At 39.1% G+C, this 20802-nt stretch carries 19 protein-coding genes; 5 read left to right on the top strand and 14 right to left on the bottom strand.

Annotated features, from left to right (window positions below; all coding sequences use genetic code 11):
• Position 1: 1 nt before the first annotated feature.
• From MWU82_RS20385 to MWU82_RS20370, 4 genes are all read right to left on the bottom strand, one after another.
• Complete coding sequence (locus MWU82_RS20385) at positions 2 to 1369, bottom strand: exonuclease domain-containing protein (RefSeq protein WP_247097729.1); 1368 nt, start codon at positions 1367 to 1369, stop codon at positions 2 to 4.
• Between the two features lie 71 nt (positions 1370 to 1440).
• Positions 1441 to 2094, bottom strand: a complete 654-nt coding sequence (locus tag MWU82_RS20380; protein WP_247097728.1) for a YggS family pyridoxal phosphate-dependent enzyme — start codon at positions 2092 to 2094, stop codon at positions 1441 to 1443.
• A gap of 85 nt (positions 2095 to 2179) precedes the next feature.
• Positions 2180 to 3067 carry a 3-hydroxybutyryl-CoA dehydrogenase gene (locus MWU82_RS20375; RefSeq protein ID WP_247097727.1) on the bottom strand — a complete coding sequence of 296 codons (888 nt, stop codon included), beginning with the start codon at positions 3065 to 3067 and terminating at the stop codon, positions 2180 to 2182.
• A 76-nt stretch (positions 3068 to 3143) separates the two neighbouring features.
• Positions 3144 to 4112 carry a Gfo/Idh/MocA family oxidoreductase gene (locus MWU82_RS20370; RefSeq protein WP_247097726.1) on the bottom strand — a complete coding sequence of 323 codons (969 nt, stop codon included), beginning with the start codon at positions 4110 to 4112 and terminating at the stop codon, positions 3144 to 3146.
• A gap of 281 nt (positions 4113 to 4393) precedes the next feature.
• On the opposite strand from MWU82_RS20370, the gene MWU82_RS20365 reads away from it, so the two are divergent.
• A complete protein-coding gene (locus MWU82_RS20365; protein WP_247097725.1) occupies positions 4394 to 5035 on the top strand; it encodes a protein-L-isoaspartate(D-aspartate) O-methyltransferase in 642 nt (213 codons plus the stop codon).
• 8 nt (positions 5036 to 5043) lie between these two features.
• Here the strand turns inward: MWU82_RS20365 and smpB are convergent, their stop codons facing one another.
• Positions 5044 to 5505 (bottom strand): SsrA-binding protein SmpB, encoded by a 462-nt coding sequence (gene smpB / locus MWU82_RS20360; protein ID WP_215946226.1) that lies wholly within the window; start codon positions 5503 to 5505, stop codon positions 5044 to 5046.
• Between the two features lie 137 nt (positions 5506 to 5642).
• Between smpB and MWU82_RS20355 the strand changes: the two genes are divergently transcribed.
• Positions 5643 to 6389 carry a DUF6503 family protein gene (locus MWU82_RS20355; RefSeq protein WP_247097724.1) on the top strand — a complete coding sequence of 249 codons (747 nt, stop codon included), beginning with the start codon at positions 5643 to 5645 and terminating at the stop codon, positions 6387 to 6389.
• On the opposite strand, the gene MWU82_RS20350 is transcribed toward MWU82_RS20355, so the two are convergent.
• Complete coding sequence (locus tag MWU82_RS20350) at positions 6386 to 6916, bottom strand: phosphoglycerate mutase family protein (protein WP_215946224.1); 531 nt, start codon at positions 6914 to 6916, stop codon at positions 6386 to 6388. The two genes, MWU82_RS20355 and MWU82_RS20350, sit on opposite strands and share 4 nt — an antisense overlap.
• Positions 6917 to 7012: 96 nt before the next feature.
• On the opposite strand from MWU82_RS20350, the gene MWU82_RS20345 reads away from it, so the two are divergent.
• On the top strand, positions 7013 to 8623 hold the full coding sequence (locus tag MWU82_RS20345; RefSeq protein WP_247097723.1) for a PorP/SprF family type IX secretion system membrane protein: 1611 nt from the start codon (positions 7013 to 7015) through the stop codon (positions 8621 to 8623).
• Positions 8624 to 8630: 7 nt separating this feature from the next.
• Here the strand turns inward: MWU82_RS20345 and MWU82_RS20340 are convergent, their stop codons facing one another.
• Entirely contained in the window at positions 8631 to 9227 is a 597-nt protein-coding gene (locus tag MWU82_RS20340; protein WP_215946222.1) for a TetR/AcrR family transcriptional regulator, read from the bottom strand.
• A gap of 112 nt (positions 9228 to 9339) precedes the next feature.
• Positions 9340 to 11940 (bottom strand): ATP-dependent chaperone ClpB, encoded by a 2601-nt coding sequence (clpB, locus tag MWU82_RS20335; protein ID WP_215946221.1) that lies wholly within the window; start codon positions 11938 to 11940, stop codon positions 9340 to 9342.
• A gap of 165 nt (positions 11941 to 12105) precedes the next feature.
• Here clpB and ytxJ point away from each other — a divergent pair, with 165 nt between their 5' ends.
• Entirely contained in the window at positions 12106 to 12507 is a 402-nt protein-coding gene (gene ytxJ / locus MWU82_RS20330; RefSeq protein ID WP_215946220.1) for a bacillithiol system redox-active protein YtxJ, read from the top strand.
• A gap of 74 nt (positions 12508 to 12581) precedes the next feature.
• Here ytxJ and MWU82_RS20325 read toward each other — a convergent pair whose 3' ends face one another.
• Together MWU82_RS20325 and fahA are read right to left on the bottom strand one after the other, a co-directional pair.
• On the bottom strand, positions 12582 to 13769 hold the full coding sequence (locus MWU82_RS20325) for a hypothetical protein (protein WP_247097722.1): 1188 nt from the start codon (positions 13767 to 13769) through the stop codon (positions 12582 to 12584).
• A gap of 116 nt (positions 13770 to 13885) precedes the next feature.
• Complete coding sequence (fahA, locus tag MWU82_RS20320) at positions 13886 to 15175, bottom strand: fumarylacetoacetase (RefSeq protein WP_215946218.1); 1290 nt, start codon at positions 15173 to 15175, stop codon at positions 13886 to 13888.
• A gap of 111 nt (positions 15176 to 15286) precedes the next feature.
• Here fahA and glyA point away from each other — a divergent pair, with 111 nt between their 5' ends.
• Positions 15287 to 16561 carry a serine hydroxymethyltransferase gene (gene glyA / locus MWU82_RS20315; protein ID WP_247097721.1) on the top strand — a complete coding sequence of 425 codons (1275 nt, stop codon included), beginning with the start codon at positions 15287 to 15289 and terminating at the stop codon, positions 16559 to 16561.
• A gap of 94 nt (positions 16562 to 16655) precedes the next feature.
• Here the strand turns inward: glyA and MWU82_RS20310 are convergent, their stop codons facing one another.
• From MWU82_RS20310 to MWU82_RS20295, 4 genes are all read right to left on the bottom strand, one after another.
• A complete protein-coding gene (locus MWU82_RS20310) occupies positions 16656 to 17327 on the bottom strand; it encodes a hypothetical protein (RefSeq protein WP_247097720.1) in 672 nt (223 codons plus the stop codon).
• 256 nt (positions 17328 to 17583) lie between these two features.
• Positions 17584 to 18252 carry a histidine kinase gene (locus MWU82_RS20305; RefSeq protein WP_215946215.1) on the bottom strand — a complete coding sequence of 223 codons (669 nt, stop codon included), beginning with the start codon at positions 18250 to 18252 and terminating at the stop codon, positions 17584 to 17586.
• A gap of 23 nt (positions 18253 to 18275) precedes the next feature.
• Complete coding sequence (locus MWU82_RS20300; RefSeq protein WP_247097719.1) at positions 18276 to 20276, bottom strand: sensor histidine kinase; 2001 nt, start codon at positions 20274 to 20276, stop codon at positions 18276 to 18278.
• Between the two features lie 175 nt (positions 20277 to 20451).
• The coding region (locus MWU82_RS20295; RefSeq protein WP_247097718.1) for a hypothetical protein at positions 20452 to 20802 on the bottom strand (351 nt) is incomplete at its 5' end.

The following is a 20802-nucleotide window of genomic DNA, read 5'->3' as shown; positions in this document are numbered from 1 at the left end:
TTTACTGTTTTAGCTCTATAATTTTTAGGACCTTTTTTTTTCTTAGATAAGAGGAAATAATATGGGTCGTGTTTTCATTTCCTTCCATGGGTGTTATTATGGATTCCAAGATATGAATATTATTGATTTGATGGTTTAAATTAAAATAGCCAAGGCCTTTAAAAACCCCATCTTTAATCTCAATTCCACACCGCTCGCCAATTTCCCTGCCCTTATCCATAATTAAAATGTTCTTTTTTGAGAAACTGTACTTGTCAATAGCTTGCATTACCCTTGCATTATAGGCCTCTACCGGCTCTTTGTTTATGCATCCTCCAAGGCAACTTTTATCCTCAAAATGGGAGCAATGCATCTTGGCCTGTGAAAGCCCATTTATTTTATTGCACAATTGAAACTCTTCCCTGAGGCTGTGTAGAAAATTCTCTGCGCCCTGAAGGCTATTAAAGGTAGCTACTGCCTTTTTTTTAGGATTTATTACCTCTGCTATCAATGTAATATAGCCGTCCTGGTTGTTCGATTGATAAATGCCATGCGAAAACAGCCTTTTCTTATAGTGGGTATTGTATTTGGGCTTGTTCCTCAATAATTCCGCATTCTCTTTTAATAAGGCTGCCAATTCATTGCCCGTTTTTTCGTAAGAAACCCTTTTTGTTTCTTTCTGAATTCTTCTGGCCTTAGGACTATTATTGGTAAAATGCTGATTGACCCTTTTTTTAATGTTGCTACTTTTTCCCAACAAAATAATATCACCGTCCTTATTGTGTAGGTAGTAGACCCCTGTTTCCGAGGGTAACTCATCTACCATATCCAGCTGTCTTGGCGATAATTCCCCTTGTGTCTCCGTTCTTAGAACGCTTTTAAAAATAGTTTTGTCCAGATCTTTTGAGAGTAATAGTTTAAATAGTTGTAAGGTAGCAAGGGCATCTCCATTGGCTCTATGACGGTCACTTACAGGAATCCCTAGAGACCGCACCAGTTTGCCCAGACTATACGATTCGGCATCCGGTAATAATTGCTTGGCCAGTTCAACGGTACAGAGCGTCTTGCGTTCAAAATTAAAACCCAATCTCCTGAATTCGGTTCTCAAAATCCGATAGTCGAACTGGGCATTATGGGCAACAATTACCGCATCTTCCGTTATTTCCACAATGCGTTTGGCAACTTCAAAGAATTTAGGAGCGGTGCGAAGCATGTTGTTGTTAATGCCGGTAAGATTAACTACAAAGGGTTGGATTTCCTTTTCAGGGTTTACCAGGCTAATGAACTGATCCACTACTTTATGCCCGTCAAATTTGTGGATAGCAATTTCCGTAACCCCTTCTTCATTGTATTTTCCTCCTGTGGTTTCAATATCTAATATGACGTACATGTAATATTTCTAATTCAGATTACTAAACAAAGATACGTATTCTCCCGTCAAAGAAATAGCAAGGTTAAGCGCTAATTTCTAGATCCAAAAATGCTACTTCCCACTCGTATCATGGTACTGCCTTCCTCTATTGCGATCTTATAATCACCACTCATTCCCATGGATAATTGCGAGAGATCTGGGAACGCCAATTTGGTTTTTTCAAATAAATCTTTAAGGCGTTTGAATTCCTTCCTGATTTGTTGACTATTGTCCGTAAAGGTGGCCATTCCCATTAGTCCAACTATCTTAATGTTGGTAAGTTGCTCAAGGTCACTGGAGGCGATCAATTCGTTGAGGTCATTCTCGTCAAAACCAAACTTGGTGTCCTCCTCGGCAATGTGGATCTGCAGAAGGCAGGGAATAACCCTGTTATGTTTTTTGGCTTGTTTGTTTATTTCCTTCAACAGCTTTAGGCTGTCCACTCCGTGTATAAGCGCCACATATTCTGCCATATACTTAACCTTGTTGCGCTGTATATGGCCTATCATGTGCCACTCAATATCCTTGGGAAGCACTTCCTGCTTCTCTGTCATTTCCTGGATTTTATTTTCGCCAAAAACCCTTTGTCCGGCAGCGTAAGCTTCTTCGATATCTGCTATGGGCTTGGTTTTGGAAACGGCGACCAATGTAACGTGGGGTGGAAGCGATTCCTTGATTGTTTTTAAATTATCTTTAATGGACATTCAATTGTTTTTTTTGGTATTCATTTACACTAGGCTCATTTGTTACATCAAATTTATGGTTGAAGTAAACAAGCACAATGGACTACTAATTAAATTGTTTGGATACCTTCTCGGCCTTACGGGATTCCGAATAATCGTAGAAACCTTCCCCAGACTTAACACCTAATTTTCCGGCAGTTACCATATTTACCAATAGGGGGCAGGGTGCGTATTTTGGGTTTTTGAAGCCGTCGTACATTACATTTAAAATGGATAAACAAACATCCAGGCCTATAAAATCTGCAAGCTGCAATGGACCCATTGGGTGGGCCATCCCTAATTTCATGACCGTGTCGATCTCGGTAACCCCTGCAACTTTATGGTATAAGGTCTCTACAGCTTCATTGATCATGGGCATTAAAATTCGGTTGGCAACAAAACCAGGGTAGTCATTGACTTCCGTTGGTGTTTTTCCTAATTTCGTGGACAGATCCATGATGGTTTTGGTAACTTCATCAGAGGTGTTGTAGCCCCTTATTACCTCTACCAATTGCATGATAGGTACGGGATTCATAAAGTGCATTCCAATAACCTTGTCCGCTCTTTTGGTGGCGGCTGCAATCTGGGTTATGGAAATGGAGGAGGTGTTGGTCGCCAAAATGGTCGTGGGTTCGCAGATAGCGTCCAATTCCCGAAAGATTTTTAATTTAAGGGCTGTGTTTTCCGTTGCGGCCTCAATTACCAAGTCTACCTTCTTGACCCCCTCTGCCATTGTGGTATGGGGAGTTATGTTTTTCAAAGTAGATTTCTTATCCTCCTCTGTGATAAGCTCCTTGGCCACCATTCTGTCAAGATTTTTACTTATGGTCGTAAGCCCCTTATCCAGAGCTTCCTCTGAAATATCTATAAGGTTGGTTTTATATCCGTTTTGAGCAATTACATGGGCAATGCCATTACCCATTGTTCCGGCTCCTATGACTGCTATGTTTTTCATTTGTAGCGTTTTACTTGGAATTTTATTCTATTATATCATGCCTTTGTTCAGCTTGTAAACGTATAAAATCTGGCATCTATTTCTTTTGGAAAGATGCAATGACTTCCAAAGCAACCTTTAAGGCCCGGGTACTCTGTTCTAGGGAGACCACGGGGACGGTGTTGTTGTTTATGGCATCTGCAAAGGTCTCCAGCTCGTCCAGTATAGCATTGTTTGTGGCTATATCCGGATTTTCAAAATAGATCTGTTTTTTTATTCCTTCGGCATTTTGTAGGATCATATCAAAATCCCCTGGTTTTTCCGGGGCGTCCTTCATTTTTACCACCTCCACTTTTTTCTCCAGAAAATCCACGGCGATATAGGCATCTTTTTGGAAAAAGCGAGACTTGCGCATGTTCTTCAGGGAGATCCTACTTGCCGTTAGGTTGGCAACGCAGCCGTTTTCAAACTCTATTCTGGCATTGGCGATATCCGGTGAGTTGCTAATTACCGAAACTCCACTGGCATTAATTTGTTTCACCTCTGATTGTACCACACTAAGGATGGCATCAATATCATGGATCATCAAATCCAAAACAACAGGTACATCGGTCCCCCTTGGGTTGAATTCTGCCAACCTGTGGGTCTCAATAAACATGGGGTTATTAATATTTTCCTTAACCGCCATAAAAGCGGGATTAAATCTTTCCACATGGCCCACCTGTCCCTTCACCTGATGCTTTTTTTCCAAGAGCAACAATTCTTCAGCCTCTTGAAGGGTATTGGTAATGGGTTTTTCAATGAAAACATGTTTTCCTTTTTCCATCGCCTTTTTGGCACATTCGAAATGTGAAAGGGTGGGGGTAACAATATCCACCACATCAACTGCATCTATTAGTTTATTTATGTTGTCGAAAAAAGTATAGCCGAATTCTGCCTCAACTTTTTTACCGTTAATAACATCGGGATCGTAGAAACCGACCAGATTATATTTTTTGGACTCATTCAGTAATCTAAGATGAATTTTCCCTAAATGTCCTGCTCCTAGGACGCCAACATTAAGCATATGTGTTTATTTTTCTCAAAAATAAGGATAGTTTGTAAGTTTAAGGGCTTAAAAAACAAAAGTTAAGTTTTATGTCCCAACTTTTTTGTCAACTATGCAAAGTAGTAGAATAGGATAAAAAATAGAAGGGTAGACAATGGAACTGTGATTTTTATAATTAAAGAAATCTAAGCTAAATTTATCCTCGGATGAAAGAATAGGTTAGATTGCAGCATGTAAATTTTCTGATTTCTTCATTTTAAGTTTTTCGTTTTTTAACTTTACCCACCAAAACCAAACAATTGAAAGATACATTAAAACATAGGGGAATGCGCAACAAATTGGCAGACATTCTTTCGGAGAAGGGAATTGTGGACAATGCTGTTCTAGAGGCTATACGGGCCGTTCCAAGACACTTATTTTTGGATAGTAGTTTTGAGGATCACGCCTATCAGGATAAGGCGTTTCCCATTGGTGCGGACCAAACCATTTCCCAGCCTTATACGGTGGCCTTTCAATCCGAACTTTTACAGGTGCAGCCCAATCACAAAATCTTGGAAATAGGAACGGGAAGTGGGTATCAAACCGCGGTATTATTAAAATTAAAGGCAAGGGTATACACTATTGAGCGTCAGTTGGAGCTCTTTAAGAAGACCAATCTCTTTTTCAAAAAGATGGGGTATAGGCCCAAAAAGGTAATATTTGGAGATGGGTATAAAGGATTGCCGGAAGAGGCGCCATTTGATAGTATTATAGTAACCGCTGGGGCGCCTTTTGTGCCAAATCCTTTATTGGCCCAACTTAAAGTAGGAGGCAGGTTGGTAATACCGGTAGGGACAGACGAACAAGTTATGACGCTGTTTGTCCGCAAATCTGCCAAAGAATTTGAAAAAAAGGAATTGGGATCCTTTCGATTTGTGCCTTTATTGGAGGATAAAAATTAGAGTAGGTCCTAATTGTTAAAGCTTTTTTTGATCCTATCCAGGTTTTTCTTGTTGTCGCGATCCTTGATAGTCTCGCGCTTGTCATATAGTTTTTTACCCCTTGCCAATGCAATGTTCATCTTGGCCAGGCCCCTGTCGTTCAAGAAAAGATTTAAGGGAATTATGGTTAGGCCTGAATTTTTTACCTCTTTTTCCAGTTTTTTCAGTTCGCCACGATTGAGCAAAAGTTTTCGTTCTGCTTTCGGTTTGTGGTTGTAATGCGTCCCATGGGAATATTCGTCTACCTGCATATTAATAACAAACAACTCTCCCAGATCATTAAATTCACAAAAGCTCTCCGAGATGGAAGCCTTGCTTTCCCGAATAGATTTAATTTCGGTACCGGACAAAACAATGCCGGCCGTATAGGTATCCAATAACTCGTAATCGAATCGGGCCCTTTTGTTCTTTATGTTTATTTTTTTCTGCATATGTTTGACAAAAATAGAAACAATTATCCGATTGGCAATTAGGGCATAAGTTTAGATCGTCTTAATTATTTTGAATATAAATATGTTTTTTTTGTAATGTATGTGGCAACATTGCGATTAATGTGAAAAGTTAATGAATGAAAGTAGTATCCCTTTTAACCCTTGTTTTACTGATTTTTTCGTGCAAGGAACAAGCGCGAACCACCCTTTCCGCGCAAGAAATAGTTGATAAGTCCATTTTGGTAAGTGGAGGGGAGCAGTATAAAACCAATGATATATTCTATAAATTCAGGGATTATCAATATGCCTCTGAATGGAAGGACGGAGATAGAATTTTAAAACGCATTAGATTGACCGATTCTACAAAGGTATTGGATGTAAAAGGTAGCCGGGGTTTTAACCGATATATTAACGATAGTTTGGTGCCTCTAAAGGATTCCATTGCCAATTTATACGCTAACTCTGTGAACTCTGTACATTACTTTGCCCACTTGCCATATGGGTTGAACGATCCCGCAGTCAATAAGGAATTATTGGGGGAAGTAGCCATAAGGGACAAGGAGTATTATAAGGTAAAAGTGACTTTTGATCAGAAAGACGGAGGAAAGGATTACGAGGATATTTATCTGTACTGGTTTAATAAGGAGACCTTTAAGCCCGATTACCTAGCCTATAAGTTTTATGTGGATGGGGGAGGAATCCGCTTTAGGGCAGCATACAATGAGCGCTATCTTGGAGGTATCCGTTTTGTTGATTATGAAAATTATGAGACCGCTACAGGGGATAGCGCATTCTATGATGTGGACGTTCTTTACGAAAAAGACAAATTAAAATTACTTTCAAAAATAGAGTTGGAAGAAATTTCCGTTACAGCTTCCAATTAGTCCATTTTTAATCTAATATCGGTGGCTTTTCCATTTATGATCCGCACAATAAATAAACTGCTATTGTCATAATCGTCCATATGCTCATATTTATCTTCTCCCAACATGAGATTAACAAACTCTGGGGTGGTATTGCTATGGCCAACAATTAGAACATTTTTGCCTAGATTCAGTCTTTTAAATTCTTCGATAATGAGTGCCTTGGGATCGTAATATTGTGGGGTAATTTCTTTTTTTACGGATGTAGGTGCGGCGGTCATCGCAGTTCTTTCAAAATCGGTGATGTAAATGGCATCAAGGGCAACAGGGTCAAAAACCTCGGCCCAACGTATGGCTCTCCCCAATCCGTCCTGATTTAATTCCGGATCTATGTTTTCAGGGTCGCTGCGATCTTTTTCGGCATGTCTTATAAAATAATAAGTTGAAATAGAATCTTCTGCATTTTCCAAGGGTAACTTCGGATCTTCCTTACAGGATATAGTGCCGATGGTTAAGGAAAGAATCAATAGCAGATTTATATGTTTCATGGTCAATTCTATTTTTGGTATTTGGTTCTTCTGGTAAAGTAACTAAAATTACAGTAAAAAAGTATGTAGTGCCCCTAGTTTTTTGTTCTTTTGTATATGGATAAAAAGTACGCCATTTATGCTATTTTGTTTGCGGTATTGTTTTCGCATGCGCAAGAAGTTGCACTTCCAACCGACTTAAGGCAGCATAATTTAACAGAATTCAATGCTAGTTTGTTCAATCCGGTTTTTTCACTGGATAGGAACAATCCAGAGTCCATTGCCTGGTGGTCCAGGTATCAATGGCAGACCATAGATGGTGACCCTACTTCCATTTTCTTAAATTATTCCAGAAAAATAAACACTCAGTCTTCTATAGGCATTGGTTTTATGCAAAATAATACAGGGGTGTTTTTAAATACCGGTGGAGTGCTCAACTATGCATACGCCTTCGATTTTGGCAATAATATGCAATTGTCCGTTGGTTTGAACGTATTTGGTTTTAATAGTGAAATTGCAGACAATAGGTATAGTCCAAATCCTGAAATTTCATTGCCCCAATTGGAATTGGCCAAAAATGCATTTATAATGCAATTTGCACCGGGAGTTCGATTTTCTGTGGATGGATTCAGTGTTGGTTTTACTGCAGAAAACCTGTTTGATTATAATTTCTCTAATAATAGTAGTGCTTCGGAATCCGATGAAAAGATATACTTGGGGATGGTGGATTATCGATTGCCCTTAACCCTTTTTAGTGGGGTGGATGATGCCTATCTGCTTCCCATGCTGTATGTAAAATCTGTGCCCTATGGGGATACCCAAGTAGGGTTAAATGCATTATTATCGTCCAATAAATTTTGGTTACAAGGTGGTTATAATAGTTTCTACGGCTTATCGGGTGGTTTGGGTGGTAGATTTTTTAAGCATTTATCATTGGGAGCTCTTATAGAATATGGCTTGGATGCTGAGGTTAAGGATCAGGACCCATCTTTTGAAATAATTGCGGCATATACACTAAGTAGTCCTGATGCACGCAAAAAAGTAGTTGGTTTTGACGTGGATGAGGCGCCATTGGAACTTGAAAAACCGGAGGAAGTTATTCCGTTGGAAGAAGAGGATCGTATTGCAGAGGAAAAGAAAATGCAGAAAGAGCTGAGCAAAGCAGAGGCTTTGGCCGAAAAAAATGCGCTTAAAAAGCAAAAAAAACAGAAGCGTGTTAGAGGCAAGAAAAAGAAAGCGCTTGCGGAAGAATTAAGAGTGGCACAGGAATTGGCAGAGGCAAAAAGGTTGAAGGAAGAACAGGAGGCCGCGGCTTTGGCGAAGGCCGTCCAGATGAAGGAGCAAAAAAGATTGGATTCCATAAAAGATGTGGAATTGGCATTGGCCAAGAAAATCCAGGAAGATCTGGATATGATTGCTGCTAGAAAGAAGGCCGGCAAGAAGGTAACTCAGGGTCATTACGAGGAAGTGGATAAACTGGAAGGCCAGAAAGCCGGATTTTATCTTATAGGCAATGTTTATGGTACTTCTAGATACCGTGATATTTTTGTAGAAAATCTGAAGAAGAAAGGTATTGACGCTAAGTTCTTTTATTTGGAAAGGACCAAGTGGGACTATGTATATTTGGAAAGGTTTGATACCCTGAGTGAAGCGGAAGCGGCAAGGGATAATAAATTTAATGGTAAATATTCCGAAAGAACCTGGATATTTAGGATAATAGGGGAGTAGTGATAAATTACTTTTTTATTTCACGGACAATTAATTGGTCCAAGTAGGTCACCGTGTTAAGTAAGTATTTTCTATCACCCGTTATAGTGGCCATGGCTACAGCTCCTTGGATCATTGTAAATAGCTGTTTTGAAAACTGAAGTGGTGTTACGGGCAGCCTGAGTTCATTGTTGTTGAGTCCATTTTCTAGGACCAAGGCAATTTTCCCCTCTATGGTTTTTATGGTCTCCCTGGTTGCAGCTAGGAGTTGGGAATTATTGTGATTGGCATCTATCCCAATATTTAAAATTGGACATCCGCCCAATTCCTCTATAAAAGTATCGTAGTGACGATAGAAATTGGTAAGCACAAAAAGCTTTTGTAGGGAAGTACCGCTAGAATTTAACTTATCGTCTATTTCAGATAATAGTTTTTTGCTATTATATTCAAACGCTGCCAGTGCCAGGGAATCCTTGTTTTCGAAATTCCCGTATATGGCCCCTTTGGTCAAGCCCGTAGCCTCTGTAAGGTCGCTCATGCTGGTTCCAACATATCCAAGCTTATTGAAAATTGGCGCAACGGTTTCAATGATATAGGCGGTTGTTCTCTCGGCTTTTGTAGACATGTCCTTACAGTTTTATGCTAATATAAAAAATCTTATACTGCATGGTATATATTGTTAATAAAAAAGGGCATCCGATTTATAATCGGATGCCCTTCTGTTAAAAACGGTCATTTTATTTCGCTAGTTCACTCTCATTTCTGAATACTAGCTGATCGTCAAACGAGTCTATAAGGATAATTCCACCTGGTTGAATGTTACCACTTAATAATTCTTTGGAAATATTGTTCAATACTTCTTTCTGAATTACCCTTTTTATGGGTCTTGCACCATATTGCGGGTCGTACCCTTTGTTGGCCAGGTAATCTATAGCCTCATCGGTTGCATCTATTGTAATTTGTTGTTTGGCAACCAATTTTTTCAACTGATCCAGTTGTAGGACCACTATCTTCTTAATGTCTACTTTGCTTAGAGGGGTAAACATGATAATGTCGTCTATACGGTTTAGGAACTCTGGTCTTATGGTTTTTCGCAATAGGCCCAGTACTTCCACCCTCGCAGCCTCTGTGGCGCTATAGATGTCTTTGTTTTCCTCAAACTTTTCCTGAATAATATGGCTTCCCATATTACTGGTCATTATGATAATGGTATTTTTAAAATCTGCTACACGACCTTTATTGTCCGTTAGCCTACCCTCATCCAATACCTGTAAAAGGATATTAAAGGTGTCCGGATGCGCTTTTTCAATCTCATCCAGTAATACTACGGAGTAAGGCCTTCTTCGCACTGCCTCCGTCAATTGGCCGCCTTCGTCATAACCAACATATCCTGGAGGTGCACCTACCAATCTACTTACCGAATGACGCTCCTGGTATTCGCTCATATCAATTCTGGTCATGGCATTTTCGTCATCAAATAGATAGGCGGCCAGGGTTTTTGCCAATTCCGTTTTACCTACACCTGTAGTTCCAAGGAACAAGAAGGAGCCAATTGGTCTTTTGCTGTCCTGTAATCCGGCCCTGCTTCTTCTTATGGCATCGGAAACAGCCTGTATGGCTTCTTCCTGTCCTACCACTCTTTTGTGGAGTACATCTTCCAATTTTAACAGCTTTTCCCTTTCACTTTGAAGCATTTTGGTAACGGGGATACCTGTCCATTTGGCTACCACTTCGGCTATATCCTCATAGGTAACTTCTTCCTTGATCAGGGTTTCTCCCAGTTGTTGTTCTTCCAGTTCGCTTTCCAGTTTATCCAATCGCTCTTGGGCTTCCTTGATCTTGCCATACCTGATTTCGGCAACTTTACCATAATCCCCATTGCGTTCGGCCCTTTCAGCTTCCAGTTTAAAGTTTTCAATATCGTTCTTTGTCTTTTGGATATCGTCCACAACAGTTTTTTCGCTCTCCCATTTGGCGAAGATTTCATTTCGGTCTTCCTTCAAATTGGCAAGGTCCACATTCAAGGCCTTGAGTTTTGAGGTATCGTTCTCTCTTTTAATGGCTTCTATTTCTATCTCCAGCTGCATTATTTTACGATCCAAAACATCGAGTTCTTCAGGTTTGGAATTTATTTCCATCCTTAGCTTGGAAGCGGCTTCATCCATTAGATCTATAGCCTTGTCCGGCAAAAACCTATTGGTAATGTAGCGTTGCGATAATTCCACGGCTGCAATTACGGCTTCGTCCTTGATCCTGACCTTGTGGTGAGCCTCGTACTTTTCTTTTATACCTCTAAGAATGGATATTGCGCTTTCGGTATCGGGTTCATCTACTACTACTTTCTGAAACCTTCTTTCCAGGGCCTTGTCCTTTTCAAAATATTTTTGATATTCGTCCAAGGTGGTAGCACCTATGGCTCGCAGTTCCCCACGGGCTAGAGCAGGTTTAAGTATATTCGCGGCATCCATTGCACCCTGTCCGCCTCCGGCACCAACAAGGGTGTGGATTTCATCAATAAAGAGAACAATGTTCCCGTCCGATGTGGTTACTTCCTTGATAACGGCTTTTAAGCGCTCCTCAAATTCCCCTTTGTATTTGGCGCCTGCAATAAGCGCACCCATATCCAATGAAAAGATTATTTTATCCTTAAGGTTCTCAGGGATGTCGCCCTGTACTATTCTATGTGCCAAACCTTCTGCAATGGCGGTTTTACCTACCCCAGGTTCCCCTACCAGCATTGGGTTGTTTTTTGTTCTACGTGATAAGATCTGTAGAACCCTTCTGATTTCCTCATCCCTTCCTATCACAGGGTCCAATTTTCCGCTGTCCGCCAGTTCATTAAGGTTTCTGGCGTATTTGTTCAATGAATTATAGGTGTCCTCTGCACTCTGGGAGGTAACTTTACCACCCTTTCTCAATTCATTTATAGCGGCCTTTAGATCTTTTTCCGTAACCCCTTGATCCTTTAGTATTTGGGCTATTTTGCTCTTTGATTTGAAAATTGCCAAAAGCAAATGTTCAATGGAAACATATTCATCTTCCATTTTTTTTGCAATAATACTAGCTTCGGTCAATGTTTTATTGGCTTCCCTGGAAAGCATAATTTCTCCGCCAGATACTTTGGGGAAACTCTCCAGTTCTTTTTCCAAAATTTGGTTAAGTAAGGTGGTATTTACGTTCAATTTCTTAAGGATAAACGGAAGTACATTTTCTTCAACCTCGGAAATAGCCTTAAAAATATGCTCGTTCTCTATTTGTTGATGGCCCAGACCTTGCGCCATCTGTTGCGCATGCTGTATGGCTTCCTGCGACTTTATAGTGAAGTTATTAAAATTCATATAGTTGTTTTTTTTATGTTATTGCTTACTTTTGAAGTCTTAAAAGCAACAACCTTACCACTGTTTTGAACAGGACAAAATGTCGTTTATTTCTCAATTTTAAGCGACAATTCGACAGCTTGTAAGGTAAGCAACGTTTTTTGGACTTAATACTAAAATTACGAAATGGGGATTTTAAAAGGGCTTTTTGGAAAGGGAAATAATAGCGAAAAGGAAAAAAAAGAAGCGAAGGTTGTGCCGTGGGCCCCATTGGCGTCCGTGGAGCAGTTAGAGGTAATAAAAGAAAGGTCTAAGGTAAGACCTCAGGTAATATTTAAGCATTCCACTACCTGCGGAATAAGTAGGATGGTCATGAACAGGTTTAATGAGGGGTATGATATCCCTAAAGACAGTTTGGATCTTCATTACTTGGATCTGCATCAATATCGCTCTGTTTCCAATGAAACCAGTAATGTGTTTGGGGTTGTTCATGAGTCGCCTCAGTTGTTGGTAATCAAAAACGGAACAGTAGTGGCGCATGAATCGCATGGTGCAATTACGCAACTGGATTTAAAAAAATACATTTAGCTTTAAAGGAAACCTTCCTTAAAACTAAATGTATTCTTATTGGGGCTAAAAAATAAGTAAGACCTGCTTTAGGTTTAATTGAAACGATGTCTGGTGACTATGCCTTTCAATTTAGCTTTTAAATCTTCCCCTGCGTCATAAACCATTTGTTCATTGCTAGGGAAGGGAACGGCAGAAAGTTGCAATAATGGAACCATATCTTCTTCCAGGGCACTTGTGTCGCCGTTGTGTTTGGCATAAACGTGGTTAAATACAAACTGGCTGGCCAAGGGGTAGGAATTAATTTGTTGTTGATTGTTTAGATCCAAAAAGCTTACATTGCCAACTACTTCGACCGACTTCAGCTGGGTGAATTGGTAGAAATTACATTTGACGGTTTTAAACTTATCGATCTTTATTTTGTTGCCCAAGCTGTCCTTTAAAACTTCACCATCAGAGTTTGTGGCATATTTGTAACCGTCCTTGATCTGCTTTTCCTTGGAGATCTGCTTTTCGGTAACCTGTTCCGGACTAATATTTATGTTGCGGAACGCCACTTGCATCTCATAATCATACTTAATATTTTCCAATGCATTGGTGTGGTAAACGGTCCAGAGATCGTTTAACCCGTAAGTATTAAAGTTTAAAAGTTCCTGCTCTAGTCGATTGGGTACAATTTGTTCGGAATCATTGATCATTACCACCTGAACATAATCCAGACCTTTGTTATGGGCCTCCTCTAGTTTAAGTTGGGTATCCTTGTAATTGGGGTTTATCTCGTTTAAATATGAAAATTGATCAAATGCTTTTCTATAATCTTCTTTGTAATTACCAGAGTTTAATAGGGCCGTGGCATTGTTGTATAAATAGTCGGACAATTCGCGTTTAGACTTGATTATTTCCTCATCATAATCCTTAAATGCAAATCGGGCATTCCTATTTTCATCATACAATTGTAATGGCAATAAAGGTTTTATACGTTCCTGAATTGATTTTAGGTTTTGATAGCTATTAAAAATTATTTCATGGTTCGCGGGATTGTTATCCTTCTTTAGGAATGCAATCTCTTGAAGCTCGCGTTCGGTATTTTTCTTGTAGGCTTCCTCCAGCAATTGAATATAGGGCTGGTTGGACTTCTTTGTCTTATTTTCGGCAATGTTTTTTAATGCATTATTTATGGCATTGCCATAGTTACCCGTATTTAGGGCTTCCTGTGTTTTTTTAACCCCTCCGCAAGAGATAAAAATAAACATCATAAGTGATGCGAGTAATGATTGTTTCATAACGTTTGGTTTAAAATTATTTTGGACATAGTTCAATAGCTATGCCAAAATAGTCTTATACACCAACGTTAAACTATTCGGTATCGTACAAACGGGGGGGGGTATTTTTTTAGGCCTTATTTTTTCTTCTGCTGAAAAACAGGCAATAATTTAGTGGAGACTTCTCCAAAACCAATACGCACATTATCCTTTTTACAATAACCGGTTATGGACACTGTATCGTAATCTTCAATGAATTTCCTAGTGGATCCGTCCTCCAAGGTAAGGGGTTTTTCCCCACGCCAAGTAAGCTCCAACATGGAACCGTAAGTATCAGGGGTAGGGCCGGAAATAGTCCCGCTTCCCATCATGTCACCACTATTTACTTTGCAACCATTTATAGTATGGTGGGCTAGTTGTTGTGCCATTGTCCAATACATATACTTAAAGTTGGACCGCGTTACGGTAGTTGCTTTGCCGCCTTCGGGTTTTATGGATACCTCTAAATTTATATCGAAACCTTTTTTTCCTGTTTGTTGAAGATAGGGCAGGGGTGTAGGGGTCTGTGCCGGACTTGCTATCCTAAAAGGTTCCAGAGCATCCAAGGTAACTATCCAGGGTGAAATGGACGATGCAAAATTTTTGGCCAGAAATGGACCTAAAGGCACGTATTCCCATTTTTGTATATCCCTAGCACTCCAATCGTTAAAAAGTACCATTCCAAATATGTAATTCTCCGCTTCCTCGACGGGAATTGGTTCTCCCAAAACATTGGCATCTGTGGTGATGAATGCCATTTCCAATTCAAAATCCACTAATTTGGAAGGGCCAAAAATAGGTTGGTCTGCCCCTGCAGGAAGGGTTTGTCCCATTGGCCTTCTTACAGATGTACCACTGGGCACAATAGAAGAACTTCTCCCATGATATCCTACCGGTATGTGCAACCAATTGGGTAGCAGGGCATTTTCTGGATCTCTGAACATTTTGCCAACATTGGTAGCGTGTTCCTTACTGGAATAAAAATCCGTATAGTCCCCAATTTGTACTGGAAGCTGCATTTCAATTTCGTCCATGGTAAAAAGAACAATGTTCTTGTGGTCCTCATTATTCTTTAATTGGTCGTTATTGATATCGAAAATTTCGCTGATCCTGTTTCTTACCAAACGCCAGGTCTTTTTGCCGTCGGAGATAAAATCGTTAAGGGTGTCCTGTAAAAAAATATCATCGGTCAAGGGAATATCCTTAAAATACCCCAATTGATGCAATGCCCCTAAATCTATTGCGTAATCACCAATTCTAGAACCAATGGTGATTATGTCATCCCTAGTCAAGAAAACTCCAAAAGGAATATTCTGAATGGGAAAATCAGAATTAACGGGTACAGGTAACCATGTTTTTTTTTCTGGATGATTAGTTTTTAACGGCATTTTGAAATTGTTAACTTGTGTTTAATAAATATCTTATCAAATATATTATTTTCTAGCAATTAACGGTCGGCAATTTGTATTTTTGCACATTATTTAATAGAATATTACTTTATGCAACGCGACAATCAAATTTTTGAACTAATTGAGGCGGAAAAGGAACGCCAAATAGATGGTATTGAACTAATTGCTTCCGAGAATTTCACTAGTCCCCAAGTAATGGAGGCTGCTGGATCGGTATTGACCAACAAATATGCAGAAGGATATCCTGGTAAGCGCTATTATGGAGGTTGTGAAGTTGTTGATGAAATAGAACAATTGGCCATAGATAGGGCCAAGCAATTATTTGGAGCTGCATATGCCAATGTTCAGCCACACTCAGGGTCTCAGGCCAATGCCTCTGTATACCATGCATGTCTAAAGCGGGGCGATACCATTCTTGGATTTGACCTGTCGCATGGTGGACATTTAACCCATGGTTCTCCCGTTAATTTCTCAGGTAGACTATACAATCCTGTATTTTATGGTGTTGATGAGGAGACCGGTGTATTAAACTATGACAAAATTCAGGCAATTGCCACCAAAGAGCAGCCTAAGCTTATTATAGCTGGGGCTTCTGCCTATTCCAGGGATATGGATTTCAAAAGATTCAGGGAAATTGCAGATAGTGTAGGGGCTATACTTCTGGCCGATATATCCCATCCGGCGGGACTTATTGCAAAAGGAATTCTTAACGATCCTATACCACATTGCCATATAGTGACTACAACGACCCATAAGACTTTACGTGGTCCAAGAGGAGGACTTATTTTAATGGGAGAAGATTTTGACAATCCTTTTGGAGTAAAGTTAAAGAACGGTTCTTTGAGAAAAATGTCAGCTTTATTGGATTTGGCAGTTTTTCCAGGTAATCAGGGTGGTCCTTTGGAACACATCATTGCGGCAAAGGCAATTGCTTTTGGTGAGGCCCTGACCGATGAATTCTTACATTATATGCTACAGGTTAAGAAAAATGCTGCGGCAATGGCAAGCGCATTTGTAGATAAAGGATATAAAATTATATCTGGCGGCACAGACAACCATATGATGCTGATTGATCTTAGAAATAAGAATATCACAGGAAAAGATGCTGAAAATGCCTTGGTAAAAGCAGATATTACCGCCAATAAGAATATGGTTCCTTTTGATGATAAATCTCCTTTCGTGACCAGTGGTATACGTTTTGGTACGGCTGCAATTACCACAAGAGGTCTAAAAGAAGACCAAATGAAGGTTATTGTAGATTTAATAGATCAGGTGATAATGAATCCAGAAGATGAAAAGATCATTGATGCAGTAAGGGAAAAAGTAAACGCCCTAATGCATTCCAGAGCGTTATTCAACGCTTAATTTAGATTAAAAATGCTGTCCATAGGGTGTAAGATCAAGTCTTGTCTGTTTAGACTCTTATACTTCGTGGACAGTTTTTTTATAATAAATCCTTCTATTCACTAAGGATTTGAATGTCACCATAAATTATGGTTTTGGTGTTTAGGTCATAAATGGCGGCTTCTTCGGTTTGGTCATAATACATACCCCAAAATCCAAAATAGTCGTTCGTATTGTTATTGTCGGAAACAATATTTTTTAATTTCGTATCACTTTCCAAGGTATCCTCTTCAAAAACAGGGATAAATACTTCAAAGGGCGTCTCATTTAATCCTTTTGTATAATATACATTGTGGTTAATAAGTTCCGTAAAGATATTTTCCAGTTGGTCCGCAATACTCTGCTCGTAAATTTTACTGATAAGTATGGTGGTGTCCGTCAAGGATATGGTTAGTTCGCTAATATCTATAGTTATTCCGTTCAGTTTTGTTAGTTCCGAATATGCCAACATGAATAATATGGTCTTTTCCTTGCCATAATTTTTAGGGTGACCGTTGCAAGTTGATGACTTGTTTATGTAATACAAGGCTTCATCTAGACTTAGGTTGCACTTAAGATCTATGATCAAATTGGCGGATTCTTCTTTTAAGCCGTAATTACCAATATTGACCTCTGCAAAAAAATGCTTTTCCAAACCCTTTCTAAAAGCCTCTAAACCAATAATATGGTCGGTGCTTTGTGTTCCAATTTTTGGATTATTGAAAAATTCGTTTCCCGATTTAGACATCCTAATAGTAATTAATTAAAAAACTTATGTCAAAATTAGACTAATGCTTTGTCCTTAATTCGATAAAAACCTTAGAAAAAATAAGGTTTACGTTCAATTAGGGTCTATTCATCGAAAAAGTAGACGTTGAACGGTAAAGAGGTGTTCGCAACGTCTTAAATGGGGGGTTATAAAGGTGACTGACAATATTTTGTGAAAATTCTGGATATTCGAGTCGGAAGGTGTCGTTAAAGTGGGAGAAATGGCAAGGATTTGATTAAAGAAATCCTCTGTTTCTGGCTTCATGGACCAGAGCCAGATCGTTTTGTTTTTCCACTCCGAAAATTACTTTTAGCTGTCTTTTTCTATTCTCTATCCCTGCAAGGGACAGGTTTATAAAATCGACCATATCCTTTGTTCTTGTACCAATTGAAACGTGATAGAGTATTTTTTTGTCATTATCGTCCAATAACAGATCATTGGAGACTTTCTTTCTAATGGCCACCAATGCTTTTTGACTATAGTAAGGGGGAGAGTTGATTACGCCTTTGACCATGGCAATTAGGGATTTTTCGTCCACTTCCGATTTTACCATATAGCCATCGGGATTCACATTTTTTAGAATGCTGTTTATTCTGTAATTATCACTAAATGAGGACATGAATACAATCTTGGTATCCGGGATGATCTTTCTGGCAAAAATTCCCAAGTCTTCTCCGGAATGCGGTTCCTCCAAATGGGTCTCCGTTAATTGTACATCCAACAACAATAGGTCATATTTAAAAGATCTGGCTGAATCCTCTATTTTTTGCTTCCCGGTTTCAAAAGTATTGGCGGTTTCTACCTTTACCTGAAATTCTTCAAATTCGGCAGCCTCCAAAAGATATTTATATCCAGTAGTGATCATTTCATGATCATCTATCGTTAAGACTCTTAAAGTTCTCATTCTATTATCAATTAAATAATATATTAGGCCGGTAGGGGTTCCGCCTGTTCTTCCATAACACAGGGAATAGTAACGATTACCTTTGTTCCTTGTCCAATTTTACTTTGAATGTCATAAGTTCCTTTCAACTTCTCCAATCTGGAATTTATGTTTTTAAGTCCAATACCTCTTTTTCCTTTCTTCTGGTCAAAACCAACACCGTTGTCCAAAACTATAATTCTTACATGCTCGTCTTCGGATTCGAACAATAGGTCCACTTTCGTGGCCTTGGCGTGCTTTATACAATTCTGCAAACTTTCTTGCACAATTCTATAAATGTTAATTTTAATATCTCCCTTTAATTGGTCCCAATCTATTTTGTGGTCATACTCAAAATGACATTTCATTTTAGAGGAATCTTGAATTGTTTTGACCAATTCTTCAATGGATACAATAAAGTTATGAATTTTTTCTTGCGATGCCCTGCTCAATTCATGGGAAATTGTACGGATTTCTTCCTCCAACCCTTGTAATTTTTTAAGTAGGTCACTGCGTTTTAGAACGGAATCGGAATCGGTTTTATTGTTAAGTCCGGAAAGAATTAAACGTATTCCCAACATTTGTCCTAAAATACCGTCATGTAATTCCTCTGAAATCCGTTTCTTTTCCAGTTGTTTACCTTCCTCTACCTTCTTGTTTTGGGCCAGCAACAAATTAAAGATTTCTTGATTAGCCTTCTGTTGTGCCTGTTCAAATCTCAATTTTTGATTTTTACGACGTTGATCTATAGTAATCAATATAAATGCAGCTAGAACAAACAGGGCAATAGCTATCCCTATCCACAATTGGCGCTGCCTGGTCAGCAGTTCGTTTTGTTCAATAAACTCATCGGTCTCGAACCTTATCCTTGTAAATTTGTTTCTAACCGCGCGTTCTTCCCTAATTAAACTATCGTTCAATTTTATGTATTCCTGGGTGTATTTGGGTGAGTTTTTGGGATCCACTTTAGCCATAAGTTCCAAGGACTCCAAAAGTCTTCTATTGTTGCTGGTCTGTTCGGAAATCTGTTTAGCCGTATTGGCGTAGGTTAGGGCGTTGGTTGTATCTTTTAACTTCAAATAATATTCTGCTATCTCATAATTGGTAAGGGCCAATCCTCTAATGTCACCTACACTATCCTTTATTTTTAAGGATTTTTCAAATGAGGCCAACACACCAATGGTATCTCCAAGCTTATTTTTGCTGTACGCATAATTGGAAAGGGCCTGTGCAAATAATTTTATGTCCTTATAGTAGATGCTATCGGAATTAATAACTTTCTCAAAGTTTTCTACAGCTTTTTTGTTTTCTCCTTTTGCTTGAAAAACCATGCCTATATTATTCAAAGCTGTATTTTTCAAACGATTGGAATTATCGATTTTAGATTTGTCCAAATAAAAAAGTGCCTTATCATAGTATTCCAAAGCCTTGTCATATTCGTTTAGGGCGTTGGTTACCGACCCCAGATTATTATAGCATAAAAACAATTGGTAATTTTTGTCCAGGGGTTTAAGTAATTCGATAGCTTCAATAGTTGTGATTTCGCTTGCTGTGTAATCCTTTATATCGGATTGTACCCTGGCCAAACTATATAGAACTCGAGCGGTAGAATAGTCATTCTTTAAAGATCTAAAAATCTTTTCGGCTTGGGCATAATGATAGTATGCGCTATCCTCCACGGCATTGTCCTCCATAAAAGAAGCTAAATCCCAATGATTATTGGCCAGGGCGTTGGAATCTTTGATTTTTTCTGATAGCCTTAAAGCAATGTGATTGGAGCGTCTAAACTGTAATGAATCCCCTATCAGTGAATAGTAGTAAGATAATTTGGAGAAGTGTTTCGATTTTAAAGAATCGTTTTTCTCTTGTAAAGCTAAATCATAGGCCTTGGAAAGGTTATTACTATAATCTTCATCTGAACTGCTGTTTTCGTCGGATAACCAGTACGTAATACTGTCGTTTGCTGGAGTTGTTCCTGAATCTTTTGTGCCAAAGGAAGTGTCCATACAACCACTATTCATCAGTTGTAGGAAAATTACGAAATAGTATAAAGATTTATAATTGAATTTTTTCTCCATAAAGGTGGAAAGATAAAAAAAAAGCCCTAAACAAATTTGCTTAGGGCTTTAAATTTTTAAGAAGTAACTTGAACCTGTTGGTTCTTGAAGTTTTTCGTGTGGCTTATGCAATAGCGTTGTTAACCTTTTGAAAATCAGATGTTACCTTAGGAGGGTCTCTTCTTTCTTTTGGGATTACGTCCCCATCGGTAGCCACGGCATTGTCATTCTTCTGGAAATCGATTGTGGCCTTAGGAGGGTCCCTTCTTTCTTTTGGGATTACGTCCCCATCGGTAGCCACGGCATTGTCATTCTTCTGGAAATCGATTGTGGCCTTGGGAGGGTCCCTTCTTTCTTTTGGGATTACGTCCCCATCGGTTGCCACTGCATTGTCATTTTTCTGGAAATCGATTGTGGCCTTGGGAGGGTCCCTTCTTTCTTTTGGGATTACGTCCCCATCGGTAGCCACTGCATT

The sequence above is a fragment of the Arenibacter sp. S6351L genome (assembly GCF_023016025.1).
GTDB lineage: Bacteria > Bacteroidota > Bacteroidia > Flavobacteriales > Flavobacteriaceae > Arenibacter > Arenibacter algicola_B.
The sequence above is the reverse complement of the archived record's forward strand: the minus strand, read 5'-3'. Positions and strand labels throughout refer to the sequence as shown.

What these genes read in the sequence shown, in the direction of transcription:
- MWU82_RS20385 (WP_247097729.1), bottom strand. Translation starts at nt 1,369, where the DNA reads ATGTACGTCATATTAGATATTGAAACCACAGGAGGAAAATACAATGAA.
- MWU82_RS20380 (WP_247097728.1), bottom strand. Translation starts at nt 2,094, where the DNA reads ATGTCCATTAAAGATAATTTAAAAACAATCAAGGAATCGCTTCCACCC.
- MWU82_RS20375 (WP_247097727.1), bottom strand. Translation starts at nt 3,067, where the DNA reads ATGAAAAACATAGCAGTCATAGGAGCCGGAACAATGGGTAATGGCATT.
- MWU82_RS20370 (WP_247097726.1), bottom strand. Translation starts at nt 4,112, where the DNA reads ATGCTTAATGTTGGCGTCCTAGGAGCAGGACATTTAGGGAAAATTCAT.
- smpB (WP_215946226.1), bottom strand. Translation starts at nt 5,505, where the DNA reads ATGCAGAAAAAAATAAACATAAAGAACAAAAGGGCCCGATTCGATTAC.
- MWU82_RS20355 (WP_247097724.1), top strand. Translation starts at nt 5,643, where the DNA reads ATGAAAGTAGTATCCCTTTTAACCCTTGTTTTACTGATTTTTTCGTGC.
- MWU82_RS20350 (WP_215946224.1), bottom strand. Translation starts at nt 6,916, where the DNA reads ATGAAACATATAAATCTGCTATTGATTCTTTCCTTAACCATCGGCACT.
- MWU82_RS20345 (WP_247097723.1), top strand. Translation starts at nt 7,013, where the DNA reads ATGGATAAAAAGTACGCCATTTATGCTATTTTGTTTGCGGTATTGTTT.
- MWU82_RS20340 (WP_215946222.1), bottom strand. Translation starts at nt 9,227, where the DNA reads ATGTCTACAAAAGCCGAGAGAACAACCGCCTATATCATTGAAACCGTT.
- clpB (WP_215946221.1), bottom strand. Translation starts at nt 11,940, where the DNA reads ATGAATTTTAATAACTTCACTATAAAGTCGCAGGAAGCCATACAGCAT.
- ytxJ (WP_215946220.1), top strand. Translation starts at nt 12,106, where the DNA reads ATGGGGATTTTAAAAGGGCTTTTTGGAAAGGGAAATAATAGCGAAAAG.
- MWU82_RS20325 (WP_247097722.1), bottom strand. Translation starts at nt 13,769, where the DNA reads ATGAAACAATCATTACTCGCATCACTTATGATGTTTATTTTTATCTCT.
- fahA (WP_215946218.1), bottom strand. Translation starts at nt 15,175, where the DNA reads ATGCCGTTAAAAACTAATCATCCAGAAAAAAAAACATGGTTACCTGTA.
- glyA (WP_247097721.1), top strand. Translation starts at nt 15,287, where the DNA reads ATGCAACGCGACAATCAAATTTTTGAACTAATTGAGGCGGAAAAGGAA.
- MWU82_RS20310 (WP_247097720.1), bottom strand. Translation starts at nt 17,327, where the DNA reads ATGTCTAAATCGGGAAACGAATTTTTCAATAATCCAAAAATTGGAACA.
- MWU82_RS20305 (WP_215946215.1), bottom strand. Translation starts at nt 18,252, where the DNA reads ATGAGAACTTTAAGAGTCTTAACGATAGATGATCATGAAATGATCACT.
- MWU82_RS20300 (WP_247097719.1), bottom strand. Translation starts at nt 20,276, where the DNA reads ATGGACACTTCCTTTGGCACAAAAGATTCAGGAACAACTCCAGCAAAC.